The organism is Roseovarius aestuarii, from assembly GCF_019966515.1.
GTDB lineage: Bacteria > Pseudomonadota > Alphaproteobacteria > Rhodobacterales > Rhodobacteraceae > Roseovarius > Roseovarius aestuarii.
Genome location: NZ_JAIMIB010000004.1, coordinates 25,247 through 47,350, shown reverse-complemented (window position 1 = coordinate 47,350; position 22,104 = coordinate 25,247). Strand labels below are relative to the sequence as shown.

Below are 22,104 nucleotides of genomic sequence, written 5' to 3'. Positions count from 1 at the left end.
TCGTCACAGGACCCTTTTTGGCGTAATGAACGGGGTGTGACAGACCGAGTATTCCCATATTTCCCCTTACGTGAAGGCCGGGCGCATGAAGTGTGTGGCGCGGGCAGTCTGGTCTTTGCCTGTGCAGTGGGCGCCTCTGTGAACGGACCGGTTCTGTGGGTCAATGAAAGCTGGGTGTCGCATCGGATAAATCCCGATGGGCTGCGCGAGTTTTTTGACCCTGGCAGGGTGCTTATGGCTCAGGCAAAGGATCAGGCCGAGGTGTTGGCGACGGCAGAAGAAGCGCTGCGGTCGGGCGCGGTTGCGCTGGTGGTGATGGAACTGACTAAACCGCTGGGCCTGACCGCCGGGCGACGCCTGCAATTGGCCGCCGAGGCTGGAAAAACGCTGGCTTTGTCCATTTTGCCCGAGGGCATGGGCAGCAATACGGCAGAAACCCGGTGGCAGTGCGTGCCGGTCTATGACGTGGATGACTCGACTCTGCAGCGTTGGGAAATTATAAAGAACAAATCAAGAACATACGGAGCCTGGCATGTTCGATGGGATGCAGCGTCGCGTCGTGTCATTATGGTTTCCCCGGCTCGCCAGCGACCGGGTTCTGCGGGCACGACCCGCTGATGCGCCTTTTGCCCTGACGTTGAAGCAGAATAATGCCAACCGGCTTTATTGTCTGAACATGGCAGCCGAAGAACAGGGGCTTTATCGCGGCATGTCCTATTCCGATGCGCGCGCCTTTTGTCCCGATCTGAAAAGCGTCCCGGCGGATTTACCGGCGGATGAACGCTTTCAGCAGATGCTGGCCCGCTGGGCTGGCCGCTATTGCCCCTGGGTGGGCCTTGAAGGGGCGGATGGTCTGGTGCTGGATGTCACCGGCTCAACCCATCTCTGGGGCGGCGAGGCGGCGATGATCGACGACATGCGTCTGAGGCTGGGGCGCGCCGGGCTGACAGTACGGCTAGGGCTGGCCGATACACGGGGGGCGGCCTGGGCGCTGGCGCATTTCGACGAGGGGATTGCCGGAGCCGGAGAGGCGCAGGACAGGATTGCCAATCTGCCCGTGGCGGCCCTGCGCCTACCCGAAAAAACCTGCATCACGCTTCAGCGTCTTGGTCTGCGTCGGATTGCCGATCTTGCCGAATTGCCTCGCGCCACGATCCCCCGTCGTTTCGGACGAGAGGTTTTGCTGCGGTTGGATCAGGCACTTGGCGCACAGCCTGAAGAGATTTCGCCCCTGCGTGATCCACCCCGCTACAGTGCCCGGATGACACTGCCCGACCCGATCGGACTGGCCACCGATGTGATGGCTGGAACCGCGCGGTTGCTGGAGCAGCTTTGTACAAAGCTCAAACATCACGAGATGGGCGCGCGAGTCATCTGTCTGACCTTGCGGCGGGTGGATCAGGCCAATCAGCAGGTCGAATTGCGGCTGGCCCGCCCGCTGCGCAGTCCGGCCCGCATACTGCCCCTGTTCGAGCGCGGCGTAAACAAGGTGGATGCGGGTTTCGGCATTGATCAGCTGCGGCTGGAAGCGGTTCAGATAGAGGCCCTCCCCGCCACGCAGATCAGCCATGCCGGAGCGAAATCACAGGACAAGCTGGATGACATGATCACCCGGCTGGGCAACCGGATCGGGCTGGACAACATCATCCGCTTTCTGCCCGCCGACAGCCATATTCCCGAGCGTAGCTATATCATCGCACCTGCGGCCTATTCCGACCCTGCTGGATCGTCATGGCCGGTTACACGGCCCCGGCCTCTCCGCCTGTTTCCGCCGGAACCTATAGCGGGCATGGGTCCCCGTCCGCCGCAACACTTCCGCTGGCGCCGAATGTCACTGACTGCTGCACGTGTAACCGGGCCGGAGCGTATCGCGCCTGAATGGTGGCTTGTGGATGAAAGCTGGCGCTCTGGCCTGCGTGATTACTGGAAGGTGAACACACGGCAGGGCCGGCGGCTTTGGCTTTATTATACGCCGCAAAACCCCGGCTGGTTCGTGCAGGGGGAATTCGCATGATCGAAATCAATCGCGACTATCGCCCGGTCGATGCCTTTGAATACGACCTGCGTCATATCCGAGAGTCTGAGGGTGGATATGCCGAGCTTTGTGTCACCTCGAACTTCACCTTTCTCACCGGCGCATCGCATCCGGAAGAGTTGATCACCCGGGCCGCAGAGCTTGGGATGAAAGCCATCGCGATCACCGACCGCAACTCGCTTGCCGGGGTCGTGCGGGCCTATTCGGCGTTGAAAGAATTGCGGCGCGAGGCGGAGGAGGCGATTAAAATCCGGTCGCAACACCGGACGGACAGCTGTTCGCGGCAGGAAATCGGTCACCCCGCCCCGATCGCACGCCCGGAAACTCCACGATTGCCGCAACTGATCATCGGTTGCCGGTTGGTGTTGCGTGACAGCCCGGTCGACTGGCTGGCCTTGCCTAAAAACCGCACCGCCTATGCAAGGCTGACACGACTTCTGACGCTGGGCAAAACCCGGGCTGAGAAAGGCCAGTGTCATCTGGATTTGTGTGACCTTGTGTCGGGGTGCGAGGGGATGATTCTGATTGCCCTGCCGCCAGCCAAACTGAATGCGCGTCCGGTCGTCGCGCATATCAGCAAGATGGCGCGGCGTTTTCCCGGTCATGTCTATCTGGGCGCGGCCCCGCAGTATGACGGCAGCGATCAGATCCGGCTGAGGGCCTGCGCAATCCTTGCCCAGAAAACCGCCGCGCCGATGGTGGCCGTGGGCGATGTGCTGATGCATCGGGGCAGCCGCCGCCAGCTAGCCGATGTGCTGACCTGTATGCGTGAACGCATCACCATTGACCAGATCGGCACCCGGGCGCTTCCGAATGCGGAGCGTCGGTTGAAGGGAACGGCGGACATGAAACGCATGTTCCGCGATCATCCGGCGGCGATCCGGCGAACACTGGATATTGCCGCGCGCTGCAGTTTCTGTCTGAGCGAATTGTCGTATGAATACCCCGACGAGATTGCCGATGGTGAAGCGCCGCAGGCAAGGTTGTCCCGACTGGCGCATGAGGGGTTGCAACAACGCTGCCCCGGCGGCGTGCCCAAGCGCTACAGGGAAATGGCTGCCAAGGAACTCGCGCTGGTCGAGCATATGGGCTATGCCGCCTATTTTCTGACCGTCCATGACATCATGCAATTTGCCCGCAGCAAGGGCATTCTGTGCCAGGGCCGCGGGTCGGCGGCCAATTCGATCCTGTGTTATGCGCTGGGCGTCACCGATGTGACCCCTGAACAGATCACCATGGTTTTTGAACGTTTCGTGTCAAAATATCGGGGCGAGCCGCCGGATATCGACGTGGATTTCGAGCACGAGCGGCGTGAGGAGGTCATCCAGCATATCTATAAGAAATATAAACGACACCGTGCCGGCCTCTGCGCCACCGTCATTCATTTCCGGTCCCGCGCCGCGATTCGCGAAGTGGGCAAGGTGATGGGCCTGTCTCAGGACGTCACCGCCAGCCTGTCGGGCCAGATCTGGGGCATGTCGAACGGCGGCGCGGACCCTGAGCGCATTCGCGAGTTGGGCCTTGATCCGACAGACCGGCGGCTGGCTCAGACCATCCGCCTGATCGGCGAAATCATCGGCTTTCCCCGGCATCTTTCCCAGCATGTAGGCGGATTCGTCATCACAAAGGGACGGCTGGACGAGCTCTGCCCGATTGAAAACGCCGCGATGGAAGATCGCACCGTCATCGAATGGGATAAGGACGATATCGACGCGCTGAACATTCTCAAGGTCGATGTGCTGGGGCTGGGCATGCTGAGCTGTATTCGGAAAGCTTTCGATCTGATGCGGCAACACGAAGGTAAAACACTCAGCATTGCCACGGTCGAACAGGAAGACAGGCCAACCTATAAGATGCTCCGCAACGCCGATGCGATTGGCGTCTTTCAGGTGGAAAGCCGGGCGCAGATGAATTTCCTGCCCCGGATGAAGCCGAAAACGTTTTATGATCTGGTGATCGAAGTTGCCATCGTACGGCCCGGTCCGATCCAGGGCGGCATGGTGCAACCCTATATCAAACGACGGCAGGGGCTTGAGCAAGTCTCGTACCCCTCGAAAGCGCTGAAAGAGGTTTTAAGCAAAACCCTGGGCGTGCCCCTGTTTCAGGAACAAGCCATGCAAATCGCCGTGGTGGCGGCGGGGTTCACCGCGGAAGAAGCGGACCATCTGCGCCGGTCGCTCGCCTCGTTCCGGCGCATGGGGACCATCGGTGGATTTCGTGAACGCTTTATCAACGGCATGCTTGAAAACGGGTACGATCCGGCATTTGCCGATAGCTGCTTTTCCCAGATCGAGGGGTTTGCCGATTACGGTTTCCCCGAAAGCCACGCGGCGGCGTTTGCCATGCTGGCCTATATCTCGGCCTGGCTGAAATGCCATCACCCGGCCGTTTTCGCCTGCGCCCTGCTGAATTCGCAGCCGATGGGGTTTTATGCCCCGGCACAAATCGTCCGCGATGCCCGTGAACATCAGGTCGAGGTCCGGCCCATTTGTGTCAATAACAGTGATTGGGACAATACGCTTGAACGCCGGGCCGACGGGGCGCTGGCCCTGCGCCTGGGGTTTCGTCAGATCAAGGGGTTTAAGGAGGAGGATGCCGGATGGATCACCGCCGCGCGCGGTAATGGCTATCGTGACGCCGAAAGCCTGTGGTTGCGCGCCGGTGTCGGACCGGCGGTGTTAGAACGCCTCGCCGAAGCCGACGCCTTTACCGATATGGGTCTGACCCGGCGCAACGCCTTGTGGCAGGTCAAGGCCATTCGCGGGCAGATGCCGCTGCCGCTTTTCAGCGACCAGATCGAGGGCGAAGGCATTCGTGAACCGGAAGTGCAGTTGCCCACCATGCATCTGGGCGAGGAAGTGGTTGAGGATTACGTCGCGATGCGGCTGTCGATGCGCGCCCATCCGATGGAGTTGCTGCGCCCCTCCCTGCCCGGCCTGACGCCCCATGCCGAGCTGATCACCGCGCCCTTGCAAAGAACCGGCGTCTGCGGCCTTGTGATCACCCGCCAGCGGCCCGGTACGGCCTCGGGCGTGATTTTCCTGACGCTGGAGGATGAAACCGGCGTTTCGAACGTGGTGGTCTGGCCCAAGATCTATGAACGGTTTCGACGTGAGGTCATGGGCGCACGCCTGCTGCGCGTGACCGGGTATTTACAGCGCGAAGGGATCGTGGTGCATCTGATCGCGCAGGATATTCAGGACATGTCGCATCATCTGACCGAACTGGGACATCCGATGGAGGGCGCCATCGGCATTACCCAGCCACAGGCGGATGATGCGCCACGACGCACACCTGTCAAAACAACAGCGCGCCATCCACGCGAGCAGGCCAAAAAACTGTTCCCCAGTCGGGATTTTCACTGATCGGCAGGCTACCTGCTGGCGGCTTCCGCTTCGGTATCATCGACGATTTCGGCATCCGGAATGTCTTCACCTGACGGATCCTCGACAGGCACCCCATCGCCGCCCGACTGGTCTTCGATGGCGCCGACAATCAATGGCAACATCTCGACCCCGGTCGAGCTGCTGACCGACGCGGCGGGCGGGGTCGTCCAGCTGAGCGTATCGAACGACTGGCAGTTTTCACAGGCGGGCACCCATTCGGCATGAATGTTGTGACAGTTGTCGCAGACCCATTGCGGACCACGCGGCGCCGAAAGGGCACGCGCCAGCCAACCTTTGACCACCGCGTCCGACGCGCCTTCGCCCCGTTCGACCGCCGCCATGATTGTCAGGGCGCGGGCATCCGGGTCGGCCTCGGCCAGATCGCCAAGGGCACGCCGCGCCGCCGGGAAATTTTCGGCAGCAATATGCAGCTCCGCCTCAAGCAATTTTGTCTCACGGTTCTCAGGATGCACCTTGAGCAGTTTGGCAAAGCGCTTCAGCCGGGCCTCAGGTGTCTCGTCAGGCTCGATCTCGGCAAAAACGGCGGCAAGATCAGGATGGGGCCGGGCATCCCAGGCCTTTTTCACAACACGCGCTGCGTAGCGATTAGAGCCTTTTTTGATATACCCTCGCGCGGCCAGTACCGCTGCAGGCACAAGGTCGGGCGACAGGCGGTTAGCCTCGATCGCGGCTTCGCGGGCTTCGATATCCTTGCCCTCATCCAGGATATCGCGCGCCTCGGACAAGGCCAGAACGGCGTCTCGGCGCTTGTGCACATCACGTGGTAACGTACCGTGTTTCAGCTTGGCATTCAGCGTCTGGCGCGCGCCCTTCCAGTCTTCGTTCTGGGCCTGCAATTTCAGCAGCGTATCCTGAATTTCGGAATGCTTGGGTTTGAGCGCAAAGGCGGTTTCCGCCAGTTTGAGCGCCGTATCGGTGTCACCTTCAGCCAGTTTCTGCTTCAGGATGCCGCGCACGCCGACAAACCGGGTCTTTTCATTCTTCAACAGACGCTTGTAGACCTCTTCCGCCTTGCCCCGGTTGCCCGACATTTCTGCGGCCTGCGCGGTGATCAGATTGGTCAGTTCAGGTTTGCGCAGATACCGTTCGGCGCGGCTTGCCTTGGCCATTGCCAACTCGCCTTCGCCCGAGGCCAGTGCCATCATCCCTTCGGACAGTGCCTGATACCCTTTTTGCTGGCGGCTGCGGTCAAAATAGCGCGAGATCGCGGTTTCATCGCCATTGATAAATTTAAGCACGGCGATCAACAGCGACAAAAGCTTGAGGAACACCCAGATCGCGACCACCAGCACCAAAAGCGCCACCACCGCCTTGAACGGCGTCAGGTTAAGCTCTTGCCCGGCCATGACAATCCGCACGCCGCCGTCCAGTTCCATCAGATACCCGGCGCCAATGGCGGCGGCCGCGACAAGGGCGATGAAAACAACAATCTTAGTAATTGACCACAGCATTACGCTTGCCCTTTCGGTATCAGTTCAGCTTCTCACCCAGCTCTTGTGCGGCGGCAACAGCATCCAGCCGCCGAGCCGCCTGGCCCGACCAGTCGGACAGTTCGGCGCGGCCTGCTTCGGGTAAGAGTTCAATCTCAGCCAGCGCGTCATTCAAGCGACCTTGCCGGGCCGCAGCCTCGGCGCGCGAAAGTATCGCGTCCGGGTCATTTCCCTCGCGCGGCTGCAAGGATCGGGCCCCAAGCTGCGAACGCAGAAATGAGGTCAGACCGCCCTGATCCTCGACTTCCGTTTCGGCACGCGACACCGCGAGCGCAGATCGTGCGGCATCGGGAAACCCTGCCTGAAGATCGCTTAGCGAAGCAACGCCACTCGCCGCTGACTGTTTCAGCGGTGACGGAATATCAGCGCCAAGGTTTTCCAGATCGGCCAGGGCCGTTTCAAACCCGACGCCTGCATCAAGTGCCGTCTGAATCCGGGTTAGGGCGGCCCGCTGCAAGGTTGCCTTTGCCGCGACCTGTGCGTTTTCTTCCATCTGCTGGGCATTGTCCGACATCGCGCTAACGGCGGCCTGCAATTCTTTCAACTGCCGCTCGTAAGCTACCAGCGCGGCCCCCTGATCGCCATCGTCCACCGGTTGGCTTGCGATATCCGTTAGCTGCGATTCGACAGCGAACAGCCGATCGGCCAACCCGGAGATTGCCGCCAGATTGTCTGACAGGGTGGATTCGATATCGCCCAGATCACCACCACTACCAGCAGTTTCAGCCACTTCGATGCGTTCGGTAAGCTCTGTTATCGTGGTAGCTTGTGTCGCCAGCTTGCGCTCAAACTCGGTCAGCACTACCGCGTCCACACCGGATTGCGGCATCAATAGCTGTGAGGCGCCGAACCCGATCACCGCCGCAACGATACCGCCCAGAACCATCGGCACAAAACCACCTTTTCGGATGATGACCGGTTCGGGCGGTGCGATGGGCGGGTGGTCGGGAACATCTGTCTGGTCAACAGTCTCAGCTTCGACCGTCTCTTCGTCAATGGCCAGCGTGTCGCTGGCGGTCTCTGCATCGCTTTGTTCCGTGACATCGGGTGCGGCGGGATCGTCTGACGGGCTCTCCGTCTCCGATGTCTCTGTGGTTTCAGAAAGCTCTTCGGCTGACGCTTCCACAGCCTCTTCTTCCACGGTCTCTTTAGATGTCGCTGTGTCGGTTTCAGCGTCGGTCAGGTCAGTCGCGACACTCTCATCGCTATCTGCCGATTTCTGATCAATGTCGGTTTCCGTATCCTTCGAAGATTTCTTCTTTCTGGCCAACGTCCACCACCCTTTTTCGAATCTTACTTATCAAAGCGCACCCGACGACCTTACTGCGCCAAATTTCCTCTCTCAAGCGCGTTCGCCGCCGCCACTCGTCTTTCGACCGCATCGAGCATGGCGGAAACCGTGGGTTTTTCAGCGATCTGAACCGTGCGAGGATCACCATCAGGCAGCTCGGCGGCGACATTTTCGCTTATGGCAACAACGTCGTAAGGGGCGGAAATTTCGCACGATGCGAACAAAAGTTGCGCCGTCCGGGGCGAGAACAATGGCAGGATCACGGGCTCGCTGCCTGCCAACAGTGCCAGCGCCTCGTCACTGAGGGGCTGTGACATCTGTTGGTAAAGAACGGTCTCATCTGTTGTGATCCCCCCGGCGCGCAGGCGTTCTGCCACATTGCCGGCCGCGTGTTTGCCTCTGACATGCAGACAGGGGCCGAGATCTTCCTCGGCCAGTATCAGAGTCACCAGATCATCTGAGGTGCCATCGCACGATGTGGTGGTCATCCCCTCGTCCCTAGCCGCCTGCGCGGTTGCGTCGCCCACGCAGTAACACGGGATATCCCGGCGGTCGGTCTTTGCGGCGAAGGCGGCAACGCCGTTGCGCGAGGTGAATATAAGCGTTTTCACGGCCGCAAGATCGGGCAACTGTCCAACTTTCTCGATCCTGATCAGAGGCGAGAGAACGACCCGAGGGCCACATCCCAGCCGCGACCGAAGTTTATCCGCGAATTCCGCATCAAACGGGCCGGGCCGGGTTATCAGGATTGTTGGTGACATCGCGGCTCTGCAGTTGTTTACACCTTGCTCCGGTGTTACCTGCCACAGAGGCAACACGCAACGGGCGGCCATATGGCGAAGGCGCTGACAATTCTAGGCTTGGAAAGCAGCTGCGACGATACTGCGGCGGCGATTGTGCAGGTCGAGCCGGGACAGCCCGCGCGGATATTATCCTCGGTCGTGCACGGGCAGGACATGTTGCACAGCAACTATGGCGGCGTTGTGCCCGAAATCGCAGCGCGCGCCCATGCCGAAAAACTCGATATTTGCGTGAAACAGAGCCTTTCTGAAGCGGAAAAAGACCTGTCACAGCTCGACGTGATTGCGGTGACCGCCGGGCCGGGTCTGATCGGCGGGGTCATGTCAGGGGTGATGTGTGCCAAGGGGATCGCCGCAGGGGCCGGTTTGCCGCTTGTAGGCGTGAACCATCTGGCCGGTCATGCCCTGACCCCAAGGCTGACTGACGCGGTGGATTATCCCTATCTTATGCTGCTGGTCTCGGGCGGTCACTGCCAGCTACTGGTCGTGCGCTCCTGCACGGATTTCACCCGGCTAGGTGGTACGATTGACGACGCCCCGGGCGAGGCGTTCGATAAGACCGCGCGTTTGCTGGGCTTGCCACAACCGGGCGGTCCCGCCGTCGAACAAGAGGCTGCGCAGGGCGATCCCGGTATTTTCAACTTCCCCCGACCTTTGCTGGATCGGGCCGGTTGCGATATGTCCTTTTCCGGTTTGAAGACCGCATTGCTGCGGGCCCGCGATCAGGTTGTCGCCGAAAAAGGTGGACTGTCGCGCGCCGACCGGTCGCATCTGTGCACCGGGTTTCAGGCAGCGGTCAGCGACGTTCTGACCGAAAAGACACGGCGCGCATTGGCGATCTACGCGGATGAGGGCGCGCAACACCCAACACTCGCCGTAGCAGGGGGCGTCGCGGCAAATGCGACCATTCGAGCCGGATTAGAGTCTCTTTGTGCCCAGACTGGTACTTCGTTCGTTGCACCGCCTCTATCGCTTTGCACCGATAATGCGGCCATGATCGCCTATGCCGGGGCCGAACTGTTCGCGGCAGGCCATCGGGATGATATGGGTCTGGCTGCAAGGTCGCGCTGGCCGCTTGACCAAACCAGCCCGGCGCTGTTGGGCAGCGGCAAGAAGGGAGCGAAAGCATGATCACGGTTCTGGGATCCGGGGCGTTTGGCACCGCTTTGGCCATCTCATTGGCGAGCAATGGCCCGGTAACCCTGTGGTCGCGCGACAAGGCGCAGGTTCAGCGCATGCAGGCCGAGGGCGCAAACACCCGCCGTCTGCCGGGTGTGTCGCTACCCGCGCAACTGAATGTCACCGCTGATCTGCCACCGATGTCACCGGGAAGCATCTGTCTGCTCTCTGTGCCGACGCAGAAATTGCGTGATCTGCTGATCGAACACGGTCGCGCGCTGGCGCATTGCCATCTGGTTGCCTGCTGCAAAGGTGTAGAGCGTGTTACCGGATACGGCCCCACCCGCATTATCGCCGAGCTGGTGCCAACGGCCACCGCAGCGATTCTGACCGGCCCCAGCTTTGCCCATGACATCGCGCGCGGACTGCCCACCGCGCTGACGCTGGCATGCAAAGACGCGGTGGTGGCTCAGTCGTTGCAGACGGCGCTGACGACGCCCAACCTTCGCATTTACCGCACCACCGACGCGACCGGCGCTGAACTGGGCGGCGCGCTGAAAAATGTTGTCGCCGTGGCCTGTGGCGTCGTGATCGGGGCGGGGCTGGGTGAAAGTGCCCGCGCCGCGCTGATGACCCGCGGATTTGCGGAACTGTCGCGCATGGCCGTGGCCCTGGGCGCCGAGCAGGAGACGCTTGCGGGCCTGTCAGGCTTTGGTGATCTGGTGCTGACCTGCACCTCTGAACAGTCGAGAAACTACGCCTTTGGCATGAGTTTGGGTCGAAACAAGTGCTTCGATACCTCGATCACCGTGGAAGGTGCTGCAACCGCACAGGCGGTAAGCGAGAAGGCCAGAAAAATGCAGATCGAGATGCCAATCACCGATGTCGTCGTCGCACTTATCGATGGTAAATTGCGCGTCTCCCAGGCTATGGATATGCTGTTGTCACGACCATTAAAGGAAGAATGATGCTGATTGCCCTGATTGCCCGCGACAAACCCGGCGCCCTGCAGACGCGCCTTGACAACCGGGACGCGCATGTCGCCTACCTCAAGGAAACCGGCGTTGTCAGCCAGGCCGGGCCGCTTCTAGACGCGGACGGGCAGATGTGCGGCTCGCTTGTTGTGCTTGATGTGCCAAATATGGCCACGGCGGAATCCTGGGCCAAGAATGATCCTTATGCCCATGCGGACCTGTTTGCCGACGTGCAACTGATCCAATGGAACAAGGTGATCTGACCGATGCAATACTGGCTTTTCAAATCCGAACCCGTGACCTGGAGCTGGGATGATCAGATGGCCAAGGGCGAAGCGGGCGAGGAATGGGATGGGGTGCGTAACTATCAGGCGCGTAACTTCATGCGGCAGATGGAAATTGGCGATCGCGGGTTTTTTTATCACAGCCAGACCGAGAAGGCAGTTGTCGGCATTGTCGAAGTGATGGCATTGGCACATCCCGACAGCACCACCGATGATGACCGTTGGGAATGCGTGGACATCAAGGCCGTTGGTCCGGTTGGCACGCCCGTCACGCTTGAGATGATAAAGAACGATCCGCGCCTGGCCGAAATGGTGCTGGTCAAGAACTCGCGCCTGTCGGTGCAACCCGTCAAGGAAGTAGAATGGCGGATTGTCTGCGAGATGGCGGGTGTTTCACCCTAGGCCCGCTTGCGGTGATCGGATAGCCTTGGCAATGCACAACGACTGAAAAAGGGAGGGGTAGAATGGAACTTCTCAACGTATTGGTTGCCGCTGTGGCGTCCTATGCCTTTGGGGCCGCCTGGTACATGACGCTGGCGAAACCCTGGATGGAAGCCGCCGGGGTGAAGGCTGGTCCTGATGGCAAGCCCGAGGGCAACAGCCCGACACCCTATATCATCGCCTTCATATCAGCCCTCGTTGTTGCAGGTATGATGCGCCATGTCTTTGCACTAAGCGGTATCGATACTATTGCAAAAGGTCTTGTGGCCGGTCTGGGGATCGGCCTCTTTCTGGCAAGCCCGTGGCTGGCGACCTGCTACAGTTTCGGTGGCCGCCCTTTCAGGCTAACGATGATCGACGCCGGATACGCGACTTTCGGCAGCGCCATCATGGGCACTGTCTTGATGCTGTTCTAGAGTGTCTGAAACGAACGGAGGGTGCTGGCACATATGCCGACACCCTCCGTTACCCCACGTGCTCCCTACACACCACACGCGTATTTCGAATAAGTATCGGCCATACTGGCCTGTCGATTTAACCTATCGCAATAAGCCCTGTTTCACAAACAGCAAGTATCTAGAATTTGCCTAAAATGCTGGATCACAAAAAAACGCCCGGCGTATCTGGCCGGGCGTTTTCTTTTCCGCGATGGAATGGTTAGCCGTAAATCGACTCTTTTCCGAAATGCTTGGTCAGCATGTAATAAACCACTGCGCGATATTTGTTCCGTTCGGAACGGCCGTAGGTCTCGATCACCTGATTGATTGCATCCATCAGTTGCGGCCCATCGGAGAGCCCCAGTTTCTTCACCAGAAAATTGTCTTTTACCGTTTCCAGTTCCTGATCCTGACCGGCGGCCACAGTCGACGCGTCGGCATTATAAATCGCCGGACCGCATCCGATGGTCACCTTCGTCAGTAAATCCATATCCGGTGTCATGCCGCACTTGTTGCGCAGGTCATCCGCATATTGTGCAATCAAATCATCACGTTTTCCCATAAATAGTCTCCCTCTCGCCCGGCAGTTCGCCGGCACATTTCATTGCTTTAGCCCCCCAAGCGGTGCTGGCGTCACGATAACCAGAGTTCTTGTGTGCTCAAAGGGAAAACTTAATGGGTTCTCCCCCCAAGGCATGACAGGGTGCGAAACCCGGCCAACACACTAAATCGATGGTTGCACAGTGGCTCATGCACTGGCGATTTGCCGATAGGTGGTGTCACATGAACAGCCAGATATCATCACCGCGCGACCGAAATGCAAAACCGCCCGGCACAGGACCGGGCGGAGTTCTTTTCAGCGTTAGCGTGTTGGCTCAGTAGCGATAATGTTCGGGCTTGAAGGGGCCTTCGGGCTTGACGCCGATATAAGACGCCTGTTCGCTGCTCAACTCGGTCAGTTTGACGCCGATCCGGTCCAGATGCAGGCGCGCAACCTTCTCATCCAGGTGTTTGGGCAGGATATAAACGTTGTTGTCATAGTCGCTCCCCTTGGTCCACAGCTCGATCTGAGCAAGCACCTGATTTGTAAAGCTCGCCGACATCACGAAACTGGGATGGCCCGTCGCATTGCCAAGGTTCAGCAGGCGGCCTTCGGATAGCAGGATCAAACGATTGCCATTCGGCATCTCGATCATGTCCACCTGTTCCTTGATGTTGGTCCATTTGTGGTTCTTCAGGTTCGCCACCTGAATCTCATTGTCGAAATGGCCGATATTGCCGACGATCGCCATGTCCTTCATCTCGCGCATATGCTCGATGCGGATCACGTCCTTGTTGCCGGTGGTGGTGATGAAGATGTCGGCATCGCTGACCACGTCTTCAAGCCGCACAACCTCGAACCCGTCCATCGCCGCCTGAAGCGCGCAAATCGGGTCTACTTCGGTGACTTTCACACGGGCACCGGCACCCCGCAGGGACGCGGCCGAGCCTTTGCCGACATCGCCATACCCCATCACAACGGCAACCTTTCCGGCCATCATCGTGTCGGTCGCGCGGCGAATACCGTCTACCAGTGATTCCTTGCAGCCATACTTGTTGTCGAATTTCGACTTAGTAACGCTGTCATTCACGTTGATCGCCGGGAAGGGCAACTGACCCTCCTCCACCATCTTGTAGAGGCGATGCACACCGGTGGTGGTCTCCTCGGACACGCCCTTGATCATGTCGCGCTGCTTGGTGAACCAGCCGGGGCTTTCCGCCAGGCGTTTCCTGATCTGCGCAAACAGGGCGACTTCTTCTTCTGATCCGGGCGTTTCGATCAGGCCGGTTTCGCCTGCCTCGACCCGCGCGCCGATCAAGATGTAGAGCGTCGCATCGCCGCCATCATCCAGGATCATGTTTGCGCCGCCTTCGGGAAATTGGAAAATCCGGTCGGCATAATCCCAGTATTCTTCCAGTGTCTCGCCCTTTACGGCAAATACCGGCGTCCCGCTTTCGGCGATTGCAGCCGCAGCGTGGTCCTGGGTCGAGAAGATATTGCATGACGCCCACCGGACATCTGCGCCCAAAGCCACCAGCGTTTCAATCAGCACGGCGGTCTGGATCGTCATGTGTAGGCTGCCCGCGATCCGTGCGCCTTTCAGGGGTTTAGCCTCGCCATATTCTGCGCGCAGGGCCATCAGGCCCGGCATTTCGGTTTCGGCGATGTCGAGTTCCTTCCGGCCAAAGGCGGCCAGAGTGATGTCTTTTACCAGAAAATCTTTGGCCATACGCATGGCTCCTTGCAAGCTTAATTTGCAAGGCAGATATCACTCGACCCGTCGATCGGCAATGATGGATTAACTGGCTATGCCGTCTTTGGTTGCGCTCACGATGCCCATCCAGTTCTGTCCCGTGGCTACCACGCAGCTTTGGCCGTTGGGACGTGTGATGAATACGGTAAAGCTGCCGGTGCGGTCCGAGCTCCAGACTTCAAGCAATTGCTGAGCGTTCTGCAACCCGCCGCCTTGCGGTTCTTCGTCAAACTTGTTCATGAGTTTCTGCACCAATGCATCGCGGGGCATGCAATTGGCTGACTGTGCAAACGCGGGCGGGGCCATTGCTGCCGCGCCAAAGATAAGTGCCACAGAGAATAGACGTTTAAACATGGTGTGTCTCCTGATGGGGGCACACGACGTAAGCGGGCGCCGTAGCCCGGTTTCTAGATACTATTAATATGGGGATTGCTGCGAGGGTTGCGATGCAAGACAGGACACAAACCCGTGTCTGCGCCGACAGCACGCCTGCATGACAGGTATCGCTGCTTCCGCTACAATCGGCGCTTCAGCTTTCGGTACCCTCAGGTTCATTCAGCAAATGCGCCTGATACCAATCTGTGCCCGTCGCCACAATGCAGGCCAGTCCTTCGGGGGTGGTCAGGATTACCGTGAATGTCCCGGTTTTTTCCGATGCCCACACCTCGACCACCGATTGTTTTGATCGCGAGACCTGCAGGCCACCGCCCGCAAAGCTCTCGGAATAATGGGATTTCAGCCGCTCGACGACCAAATCGCGCTTGGCGCAATTCGAGGCATGGGCCGGTAGCGAACCTGCGGCCATGCCAATGCTCAAACCAAACCCCAACAGACGCTTGTACATCGCAAGCTCCTTCTCGTTTTTGTAAACAAGGGGGATCACGCAAAGGGAGAATTACGCGCCCCCCCTGCAATAGTTACCGCGTGGTCGAGGTGCCTGGTTCACCCTCGATCACAAAATGGCAGCAGATCGTGAGGCGAGAGTGCGTCCGAATTGTGGCAGAAATGTGGCGGAGTGCTTATGTGCCACGTTCCGGTCTGGCAGTGAGACCTATTTGCACCTGCCATCAACACGGTCTAGGCAGGCATGCCGGAAGGGTTCGGAGTTCTAGCATTATGGCGCAGCGCAGCAGCATCAGTTTTTCAACACTGGCCTCCCGGCTTCAATACCTGTTGCTGATGGGCCTGTTTCGGGTGGCGGTCACCCGGGGACTCTATGGCGCCTTCGCCCGCGGTCTGGGAAGGCTGTTTAATGCGCGAAATGCCGTATATCTCAGCCGTGAAGGCGAGCCCCCGTTCAAGATTTATCTCAATGATGGCTATTGGACCCGGTTTGCGCTTTATCACCGGGATTACGAACCCGAGGTCGCGCGGGTTCTCAAGGCGGCTGCCGGGCATACGGAGGTGTTTTGTGATCTGGGTGCGAATAAGGGGTTCTGGTCGGTGCGCGCAGCGCCGAAATTTTCCCAGGTGATCGCGGTGGAAGCATCCGCGCAAACTTCCGAGGCGCTGCTTGAGAACACCAAGGATTTGCCAAACGTGACCCGGCATAGGCGGGCAATTCACGCGGAATCGGGTCTGAAACTGCAATTTCTTAACGTGCCGCTCAGCCACGCGTCGGCGCGGATTGCAGATGCGGCAGAAGGTGCGGATGAGAGCGTTGAGACCATTGCAATTGACGATTTGCTTGCCGACGACACCGCTGCTTTGATTAAGCTTGATGTTGAAGGGGCCGAGATCGCCGCATTCGAAGGTGGCAAGCGCGCTCTGAGCGACGGATCAGTGATGGTCTATGAGGATCACGGCAATGATCCCGAATGCCTGCCCAGTGAATATCTGCTGCGGGATCCCGATATCAGTATCTATGCCACTTTCGGTGAGCCAAAGAAACTGCGCACGGTGGCCGAAATCCGCGCCCTGAAAACCGATCCGTTCAAAGGGTACAATTTCATGGCGGCGCGGGATGATTCACCGCTTCTTCGTGACATCCTCGAAGGTTTTGCAACTTCTGGCGCTTCGAACTAGGAATAGTCCACACAGTGAACGGAGGCCCCGTGCCTAAACCACGCGCCTGGCAAAAAATGCTATCCGGCCGACGGCTTGACCTTCTGGACCCGACGCCGGTCGATATTGAAATCGAAGACATCGCGCATGGTCTTTCTTTCGTGGCGCGTTGGAACGGGCAGACACTTGGCGATTACGCCTATTCCGTCGCCGAACATTCGCTGCTGGTGGAAAATCTTTACTCACGGCTCAATCCGAAAGCGCCTGCTAAATGGCAACTCGCGGCCCTGCTGCATGACGCGCCGGAATACGTGATTGGCGATATGATCTCCCCTGTGAAAAGTGCTGTCGGCCCGGGTTATGATGAGCTTGATCAACGTTTGACAGCAGCGATTCACATCCGCTTTGGCCTGCCAGCCGCTATTCCGGCCACGGTTAAGAAACAGATCAAGAAGGCCGACAAGATCAGCGCCTGGATGGAGGCGACCCGGATCGCCGGCTTCAGCGAAAGCGAAGCAAACCGGTTCTTTGGCAAACCCGACCCCTCCCTGATCGATGGCCTAGACCTGCGTCTGCGCCCGCCGATGGAGGCACGCAACGACTATACCGCGCGGCACCATGCGTTGCTGGCAGCGATGACATGATCCATGTCCACCGCGCAGGTGCGCTGGACACAGGCGCGATGGCGCATCTTTTGAACGCGATCATCGCCGCAGGCGGAACTACCGCGAAAGTCAGGCCCGTGACCCGGGACATACTGATCAACTGGATGGGGTTTCACCCGAAAAAATCCGCATGGTACGTGGCTGAAGGTGAAGAAGGCGAGTTGCTGGGGTTTCAATATATCGAGCCGCATGCAGATTTGCCGCCCGACGCCTGTGACATCGCCACGTTTGTCCGCATTGGGCAGACGGGATTGGGGATCGGTTCCAGCCTTTTTGATGCGACAAGGGTTGCCGCTCAGAAACTTGGTTATCGCTGGATCAACGCCACCATACGCGCCGACAACGAGGGCGGGTTAGCGTATTATCAAAGCCGGGGTTTCGAGGATTACGCATACCAGCGTGGTGTCGCACTCGAAGACCGAACACTGACCGATAAGGTCAACAAACGCTTTGATCTGTCTTAGTCGCTGGACGGAAAATCCGCGAAAGAGACGATCTATCTGGGCGAGCGCTTTGCGAGGATTCGTTGCAATGTCCGGCGGTGCATATTCAGCCGTCGCGCGGTTTCACTGACATTCCGGTCACAAAGCTCGTAGACCCGTTGAATATGTTCCCATTTGACCCGGTCTGCGCTCATCGGGTTTTCCGGCGGTGGTGGCATCTCGTCACCGCTGGCCAGCAATGCGTTGGTGATATCCTTCGCATCGGCAGGTTTTGACAAATAGTCGGTGGCACCGATCTTGACAGCGGCAACCGCGGTGGCAATTGCGCCGTAACCCGTCAGAACCACCACGCGGCTATCGGGGCGGCGGTCACGGATCACTTCGACAACATCCAGCCCGTTGCCATCTTCAAGCCGCAGATCACAGACAGCATAGGCCGGCGGACGCGCCGTTGCGATGGCCTTTCCTGCGGCAACGGATTCAGCCGTTTCAACTGCAAACCCACGCTTTTCCATTGCTTTCGCGAGACGTCTCAGAAACGGCTCATCATCATCTACCAGCAGAAGGGACTTATCCTCGCCAATATCGTGCAGATCTTCTGCCATAAATCCCTCCTGTTCGGCGCATGTCCAAAAAATGTTAGCCTGCGGTGCGGGTTAGGTCAAACCAGTGGTGCATGATCGAGGGGGCGGAAGCTAACTGGCCTCAACAAAACACTGGATCCGATCGGCTATCTTCTCGGCGGTGTCACCCCGGTTGAAAAACTCCACAAAGCCAAGATCGGGAAACATCAGGTAGGTTTGGGTCGAGTGATCGACCAAATAGAAGTCTTCTGCGCCCTCCGCCGGCTTGTGACGCTTGAAATAGGCCCGATATGTCTTGACGGCTGCCCCGACCTGGTCTTCCGACCCGGTCAGCCCGACCATCCGGGGGTGCATATAGTCGGTAAACTCGGCGAGGACCTCGGCCGTGTCGCGCTTGGGGTCGACCGTGATAAAGACTGGTTTGACCATTGTGCCGCGCTCCTCAAGCAAGGCGACAGCTTCGGCATTTCTTGCGGCGTCAATCGGGCAGACATCGGGGCAAAAAGTATAGCCGAAATAGACCAGCGACGGCTTATCAATGATATCTTTTTCGGTGACGGTCTCGCCGGTTTCACTGATCAGGGTGAAAGGGCCACCAATTTCACCCGGACCTCCGGCAATGACCGAAGCCCGGCATTGTGCGAACTGGTCGTCAGGCGCAAAAAACCTTATGGCGGCATATAAACCACCCAACAGTGCCAACAGGAAAAAGCCGGATAGTATCGCGATGTTGCGTGTCATGACGTAATCCTTACTCTGAGGTGGTGCCGCTCTCAGGCATATCTAGCATCGGAATTTCAAACCTCAACGGGACGAAGGCGCGCAGATGACAGATACGACTACCGGGCCCCTCAAATCGCGTGATAGCGGCCACTGGATCAGGCTGCGTACCCTGGTGCTATTACGCTGGTGGGCGATCGCCGGGCAGGTGTCGGCGCTGATCATCGCCCAACGCGTCTATAATCTGAACCTTGAAACCGGTCTGTGCTACATGGTTGTCGGCGTGTCGGTGCTGAGCAATCTGGTTGCCTTTTTCGTCTATCCTGAAAACAAGCGGCTGCGCGAAACCGAAACCATGCTGTTCGTGCTGTTTGATATGTTGCAATTGGGCCTGATGCTGCATCTGACCGGCGGGTTGAACAATCCGTTTTCGATCCTGATCGTTGGACCCGTCACCGTGGCCGCCTCGGCGTTGTCGTCACGTTCGACACTCTTTCTTGGCCTCGCGGCCATCGCCATCGTGTCGCTGTTGATAGAAATTCATCTGCCGTTGCGAACCGAACAGGGTTTCATTCTGAAAGTGCCCGATATCTTCCGCTTTGGGAACTGGGTGGCAATTGTCATCGCGGTGATATTTCTGGGTGTCTATTCCCGTTGGATTGTCACCGAGATGCACGCCATGTCCGATGCGCTTGAGGCCACGCAAATGGCGCTGGCGCGGGAACAGAAACTGACCGATCTGGGCGGGGTCGTGGCGGCGGCGGCGCATGAGATGGGCACACCGCTCGCGACGATAAAGCTGACAAGTTCGGAATTGGCGGACGAACTCGAAAATGTGCCCGAACTTCAGGAAGATGCGCTGTTGATCCGGGAACAAGCCGACCGCTGCCGGGATATTCTCAGATCAATGGGGCGCGCTGGCAAGGACGATCTGCATCTGCGCAAGGCGCCCCTGATGTCGGTTGTCGAAGAAGCTGCCGAGCCGCATCTGGATCGTGGAAAGTCGGTGCATCTCGGGGTCGAACACGATGATGAAGAGCTGAAACACCAGCCGATTATTCTGCGGCAGCCCGAAATCATTCATGGGCTGCGCAATCTGGTGCAGAACGCGGTTGATTTTTCCAAGGCCAATGTCTGGGTCGAAAGCAGTTGGGACGAAGATACGATTACTCTGCGTATCATAGATGACGGCAATGGATTTCCGCCGCAGCTTCTGGGCCGGATAGGCGAGCCGTTCATGCGCCGCAGGACCGGTAGTGACACCCAAAGGCCGGGATATGAAGGCATGGGGCTGGGCCTGTTCATCGCCAAAACACTATTGGAACGGTCCGGCGCCGATATGAGCTTTGCCAATGGAACCGGGTCGCCGGGCGCCGGAAAAGGCCGGATACCGCAAAAAGGTGCGGTTGTTGAGCTTACCTGGCCCAGACATCTGATTGATGCGATGTCGGACGGAAACAGGCTGCCGGAAGGGACCAATCAGCCTTTTACCACCTGACAAACAACGCGCTTATTTACGTTGGTTAACCTCGCCTTAACCATCTGGGGTCACGCTTCGTGCAGCAGTTGGCTGAGGAATTGTCTTATATGGATGCAACGACGCTCTTGAATCTCGCTGGAGTGGTGTGCCTATCAGTTGTGGCATCTGTTGCCGTGCTCTGGATTTCGGGCCTGATTATGGGAACAAAGGAACGTCCACAGGCTGTGCCGGAGACCGATGAGACGCCTGAGACCACCATTCTGTTTCGGCATGGGTTGATCGCGGATCACGACTGCAAAACACCTGGCATTTTCTCGGACATTGCAGATTGGGCCGATCTGCGCACCTGGTTCGGTCAGCGGTTCGAAAGGTTACCGGATATTCTGCCGGATGATGCTGCGTCGCTGGAGGTTTACCACACGGTCGACAGAATGGAGGATCATGCAACCGTCACCATAAAAGCCAGTGGCGGGGTCGTGCGTGTCACTCTTGCCGACCCTAAATCGTCGCAACCGGCCGAACGGCACCATGCGCTTTGCCTGCGAGATGCTCTTGGCGAAGATCAGACGGCATTGCAAAGTGCGCCCTGCGCGATCTGGAAAACGGATAAAGACGGTATCGTGATCTGGCAGAACGATGCCTGCACCAAGCTTCTGGATGAGCAGGTCAGCAAGGTTCTTGACGGGATAGACTCGCCGGTTAACGGGCATGGCGGCACCCATTCGCGGGTTGCAATTGCACAGCCGCATAGCGACGCCCAGACCTGGTTTGATGTTCATGGCATCTCGACAGATCTCTATCAGATCTACTACGCTACCGATATCACCAACGCCGTCCACGCCGAGGCTGCCCAGCGGGAATTTGTTCAGACTCTGACCAAGACATTCGCCAATCTGACCACCGGGCTGGCCATATTCGACCGCAATCAACAGCTGGCGTTGTTCAACCCCGCGCTGGTAGATCTGACAGCGCTGCCCGCTGAATTCCTGAGCGGTAGACCCAGCCTCATGAGCTTTTTCGACAACCTGCGCGACCGGCAGGTTATGCCCGAGCCCAAAAGTTATTCCCTCTGGCGCGCGCAGATCAATTCGATGATCGCAACGGCCACGGACGGGCTTTATCAGGAAACCTGGTCACTGCCGTCGGGTGTGACCTACCGTATTACCGGCCGGCCGCACCCGGATGGCGCGGTTGCGTTTCTATTCGAGGATATCAGTGCAGAAATCTCGCTGACCCGCCGGTTTCGTGCGCAGAACGACCTGCGTCAGGCGGTGCTCGACAAGCTTGATCATGCGGTGGCGGTCATCGCCTCCAATAATGTTGTGATTTTCTGCAACGCGACCTGGACGGAGATGTTTGGTATCGACCCTGACACGAGTTTTGCCGAGCTTGGGATACGCGATCTGGTTGCAACATGCCGTCAGAAGTTTCCGCACCCGGAATTCTGGAAAACCGTCGAGACGCAGACCACCTGCAAGACGCTGTCGCATCCCATCGAAGAAACGATCGAGGTCGACGGGTCGGCACCCTTGCATTGCCGTCTTATTCCTGTCGCCGGTGGTGCGGCCCTGATCTGTCGCCCATGCGAAGCGGTGATCACACACGCGCCGGTCTCAAGCGCCGTGTCGTGATCCCT

The 22,104-nt window shown here is 58.6% G+C and carries 22 protein-coding genes; 13 read left to right on the top strand and 9 right to left on the bottom strand.

Translation table 11 applies throughout. The annotated features are described in order from the left end of the window. Positions 1 to 36: 36 nt before the first annotated feature. Genes LC334_RS07200 through LC334_RS07190 form a run of 3 tightly spaced genes read left to right on the top strand, consistent with a single transcriptional unit; the run spans position 37 to position 5,400 of the window. Positions 37 to 618 (top strand): ImuA family protein, encoded by a 582-nt coding sequence (locus LC334_RS07200; RefSeq protein WP_085800065.1) that lies wholly within the window; start codon positions 37 to 39, stop codon positions 616 to 618. Further along, positions 533 to 2,014 carry a Y-family DNA polymerase gene (locus tag LC334_RS07195; protein WP_085800008.1) on the top strand — a complete coding sequence of 494 codons (1,482 nt, stop codon included), beginning with the start codon at positions 533 to 535 and terminating at the stop codon, positions 2,012 to 2,014. Before LC334_RS07200 ends, LC334_RS07195 begins: the two co-directional genes overlap by 86 nt. Then, positions 2,011 to 5,400 (top strand): error-prone DNA polymerase, encoded by a 3,390-nt coding sequence (locus LC334_RS07190; protein WP_085800009.1) that lies wholly within the window; start codon positions 2,011 to 2,013, stop codon positions 5,398 to 5,400. The genes LC334_RS07195 and LC334_RS07190 overlap by 4 nt, the downstream gene beginning before the upstream one ends. Before the next feature lie 8 nt (positions 5,401 to 5,408). Here LC334_RS07190 and LC334_RS07185 read toward each other — a convergent pair whose 3' ends face one another. The 3 genes from LC334_RS07185 to LC334_RS07175 are packed head-to-tail and all read right to left on the bottom strand — an operon-like array spanning position 5,409 to position 8,984. Next, positions 5,409 to 6,893 carry a heme biosynthesis protein HemY gene (locus LC334_RS07185; protein WP_085800010.1) on the bottom strand — a complete coding sequence of 495 codons (1,485 nt, stop codon included), beginning with the start codon at positions 6,891 to 6,893 and terminating at the stop codon, positions 5,409 to 5,411. A gap of 19 nt (positions 6,894 to 6,912) precedes the next feature. Next, positions 6,913 to 8,202, bottom strand: a complete 1,290-nt coding sequence (locus LC334_RS07180; protein ID WP_085800011.1) for a COG4223 family protein — start codon at positions 8,200 to 8,202, stop codon at positions 6,913 to 6,915. 50 nt (positions 8,203 to 8,252) lie between these two features. Continuing rightward, a complete protein-coding gene (locus tag LC334_RS07175; protein ID WP_176237665.1) occupies positions 8,253 to 8,984 on the bottom strand; it encodes a uroporphyrinogen-III synthase in 732 nt (243 codons plus the stop codon). A gap of 72 nt (positions 8,985 to 9,056) precedes the next feature. Here LC334_RS07175 and tsaD point away from each other — a divergent pair, with 72 nt between their 5' ends. From tsaD to LC334_RS07150, 5 genes are all read left to right on the top strand, one after another. Further along, positions 9,057 to 10,154: a tRNA (adenosine(37)-N6)-threonylcarbamoyltransferase complex transferase subunit TsaD gene (tsaD, locus tag LC334_RS07170; protein WP_085800013.1), complete on the top strand. Its 1,098-nt coding sequence runs from the start codon at positions 9,057 to 9,059 to the stop codon at positions 10,152 to 10,154. Next, entirely contained in the window at positions 10,151 to 11,110 is a 960-nt protein-coding gene (locus tag LC334_RS07165) for an NAD(P)H-dependent glycerol-3-phosphate dehydrogenase (protein WP_085800014.1), read from the top strand. The genes tsaD and LC334_RS07165 overlap by 4 nt, the downstream gene beginning before the upstream one ends. Then, complete coding sequence (locus LC334_RS07160; RefSeq protein WP_085800066.1) at positions 11,110 to 11,379, top strand: YciI family protein; 270 nt, start codon at positions 11,110 to 11,112, stop codon at positions 11,377 to 11,379. Before LC334_RS07165 ends, LC334_RS07160 begins: the two co-directional genes overlap by 1 nt. 3 nt (positions 11,380 to 11,382) lie before the next feature. Further along, positions 11,383 to 11,802 (top strand): EVE domain-containing protein, encoded by a 420-nt coding sequence (locus LC334_RS07155; RefSeq protein ID WP_085800015.1) that lies wholly within the window; start codon positions 11,383 to 11,385, stop codon positions 11,800 to 11,802. 62 nt (positions 11,803 to 11,864) lie between these two features. Continuing rightward, entirely contained in the window at positions 11,865 to 12,257 is a 393-nt protein-coding gene (locus LC334_RS07150; protein WP_085800016.1) for a DUF1761 domain-containing protein, read from the top strand. Positions 12,258 to 12,498: 241 nt separating this feature from the next. Here the strand turns inward: LC334_RS07150 and LC334_RS07145 are convergent, their stop codons facing one another. The 4 genes from LC334_RS07145 to LC334_RS07130 form a co-directional block, all read right to left on the bottom strand. Further along, on the bottom strand, positions 12,499 to 12,840 hold the full coding sequence (locus LC334_RS07145; protein ID WP_085800017.1) for a DUF2853 family protein: 342 nt from the start codon (positions 12,838 to 12,840) through the stop codon (positions 12,499 to 12,501). 313 nt (positions 12,841 to 13,153) lie between these two features. Beyond that, positions 13,154 to 14,548 carry an adenosylhomocysteinase gene (gene ahcY / locus LC334_RS07140; RefSeq protein ID WP_085800018.1) on the bottom strand — a complete coding sequence of 465 codons (1,395 nt, stop codon included), beginning with the start codon at positions 14,546 to 14,548 and terminating at the stop codon, positions 13,154 to 13,156. A 69-nt stretch (positions 14,549 to 14,617) separates the two neighbouring features. Further along, a complete protein-coding gene (locus LC334_RS07135) occupies positions 14,618 to 14,926 on the bottom strand; it encodes a hypothetical protein (RefSeq protein WP_085800019.1) in 309 nt (102 codons plus the stop codon). Positions 14,927 to 15,101: 175 nt separating this feature from the next. Then, positions 15,102 to 15,416, bottom strand: coding sequence for a hypothetical protein (locus tag LC334_RS07130; protein WP_085800067.1), 315 nt, complete (start codon positions 15,414 to 15,416; stop codon positions 15,102 to 15,104). Between the two features lie 272 nt (positions 15,417 to 15,688). Here LC334_RS07130 and LC334_RS07125 point away from each other — a divergent pair, with 272 nt between their 5' ends. The 3 genes from LC334_RS07125 to LC334_RS07115 are packed head-to-tail and all read left to right on the top strand — an operon-like array spanning position 15,689 to position 17,705. Further along, complete coding sequence (locus tag LC334_RS07125) at positions 15,689 to 16,597, top strand: FkbM family methyltransferase (RefSeq protein WP_085800020.1); 909 nt, start codon at positions 15,689 to 15,691, stop codon at positions 16,595 to 16,597. A 56-nt stretch (positions 16,598 to 16,653) separates the two neighbouring features. After that, complete coding sequence (locus LC334_RS07120; RefSeq protein WP_085800021.1) at positions 16,654 to 17,220, top strand: HD domain-containing protein; 567 nt, start codon at positions 16,654 to 16,656, stop codon at positions 17,218 to 17,220. Then, positions 17,217 to 17,705, top strand: a complete 489-nt coding sequence (locus LC334_RS07115) for a GNAT family N-acetyltransferase (RefSeq protein ID WP_085800022.1) — start codon at positions 17,217 to 17,219, stop codon at positions 17,703 to 17,705. The genes LC334_RS07120 and LC334_RS07115 overlap by 4 nt, the downstream gene beginning before the upstream one ends. Positions 17,706 to 17,737: 32 nt before the next feature. On the opposite strand, the gene LC334_RS07110 is transcribed toward LC334_RS07115, so the two are convergent. Both LC334_RS07110 and LC334_RS07105 read right to left on the bottom strand, forming a co-directional pair. Next, entirely contained in the window at positions 17,738 to 18,289 is a 552-nt protein-coding gene (locus tag LC334_RS07110) for an ActR/PrrA/RegA family redox response regulator transcription factor (RefSeq protein ID WP_085800023.1), read from the bottom strand. A gap of 90 nt (positions 18,290 to 18,379) precedes the next feature. Then, on the bottom strand, positions 18,380 to 19,009 hold the full coding sequence (locus LC334_RS07105) for an SCO family protein (protein ID WP_085800024.1): 630 nt from the start codon (positions 19,007 to 19,009) through the stop codon (positions 18,380 to 18,382). Between the two features lie 85 nt (positions 19,010 to 19,094). Here LC334_RS07105 and regB point away from each other — a divergent pair, with 85 nt between their 5' ends. Together regB and LC334_RS07095 are read left to right on the top strand one after the other, a co-directional pair. Next, positions 19,095 to 20,486, top strand: a complete 1,392-nt coding sequence (gene regB, locus LC334_RS07100; protein WP_085800025.1) for a sensor histidine kinase RegB — start codon at positions 19,095 to 19,097, stop codon at positions 20,484 to 20,486. Between the two features lie 125 nt (positions 20,487 to 20,611). After that, positions 20,612 to 22,099 (top strand): PAS-domain containing protein, encoded by a 1,488-nt coding sequence (locus LC334_RS07095; protein ID WP_223412908.1) that lies wholly within the window; start codon positions 20,612 to 20,614, stop codon positions 22,097 to 22,099. Positions 22,100 to 22,104: the final 5 nt, after the last annotated feature.

Bases quoted from the DNA above. Each gene is read 5' to 3' on its own strand.
- LC334_RS07195 (WP_085800008.1), top strand. From the start codon at position 533: ATGTTCGATGGGATGCAGCGTCGCGTCGTGTCATTATGGTTTCCCCGG.
- LC334_RS07190 (WP_085800009.1), top strand. From the start codon at position 2,011: ATGATCGAAATCAATCGCGACTATCGCCCGGTCGATGCCTTTGAATAC.
- LC334_RS07185 (WP_085800010.1), bottom strand. From the start codon at position 6,893: ATGCTGTGGTCAATTACTAAGATTGTTGTTTTCATCGCCCTTGTCGCG.
- LC334_RS07175 (WP_176237665.1), bottom strand. From the start codon at position 8,984: ATGTCACCAACAATCCTGATAACCCGGCCCGGCCCGTTTGATGCGGAA.
- tsaD (WP_085800013.1), top strand. From the start codon at position 9,057: ATGGCGAAGGCGCTGACAATTCTAGGCTTGGAAAGCAGCTGCGACGAT.
- LC334_RS07165 (WP_085800014.1), top strand. From the start codon at position 10,151: ATGATCACGGTTCTGGGATCCGGGGCGTTTGGCACCGCTTTGGCCATC.
- LC334_RS07160 (WP_085800066.1), top strand. From the start codon at position 11,110: ATGCTGATTGCCCTGATTGCCCGCGACAAACCCGGCGCCCTGCAGACG.
- LC334_RS07155 (WP_085800015.1), top strand. From the start codon at position 11,383: ATGCAATACTGGCTTTTCAAATCCGAACCCGTGACCTGGAGCTGGGAT.
- LC334_RS07150 (WP_085800016.1), top strand. From the start codon at position 11,865: ATGGAACTTCTCAACGTATTGGTTGCCGCTGTGGCGTCCTATGCCTTT.
- LC334_RS07145 (WP_085800017.1), bottom strand. From the start codon at position 12,840: ATGGGAAAACGTGATGATTTGATTGCACAATATGCGGATGACCTGCGC.
- ahcY (WP_085800018.1), bottom strand. From the start codon at position 14,548: ATGGCCAAAGATTTTCTGGTAAAAGACATCACTCTGGCCGCCTTTGGC.
- LC334_RS07135 (WP_085800019.1), bottom strand. From the start codon at position 14,926: ATGTTTAAACGTCTATTCTCTGTGGCACTTATCTTTGGCGCGGCAGCA.
- LC334_RS07130 (WP_085800067.1), bottom strand. From the start codon at position 15,416: ATGTACAAGCGTCTGTTGGGGTTTGGTTTGAGCATTGGCATGGCCGCA.
- LC334_RS07125 (WP_085800020.1), top strand. From the start codon at position 15,689: ATGGCGCAGCGCAGCAGCATCAGTTTTTCAACACTGGCCTCCCGGCTT.
- LC334_RS07120 (WP_085800021.1), top strand. From the start codon at position 16,654: ATGCTATCCGGCCGACGGCTTGACCTTCTGGACCCGACGCCGGTCGAT.
- LC334_RS07115 (WP_085800022.1), top strand. From the start codon at position 17,217: ATGATCCATGTCCACCGCGCAGGTGCGCTGGACACAGGCGCGATGGCG.
- LC334_RS07110 (WP_085800023.1), bottom strand. From the start codon at position 18,289: ATGGCAGAAGATCTGCACGATATTGGCGAGGATAAGTCCCTTCTGCTG.
- LC334_RS07105 (WP_085800024.1), bottom strand. From the start codon at position 19,009: ATGACACGCAACATCGCGATACTATCCGGCTTTTTCCTGTTGGCACTG.
- regB (WP_085800025.1), top strand. From the start codon at position 19,095: ATGACAGATACGACTACCGGGCCCCTCAAATCGCGTGATAGCGGCCAC.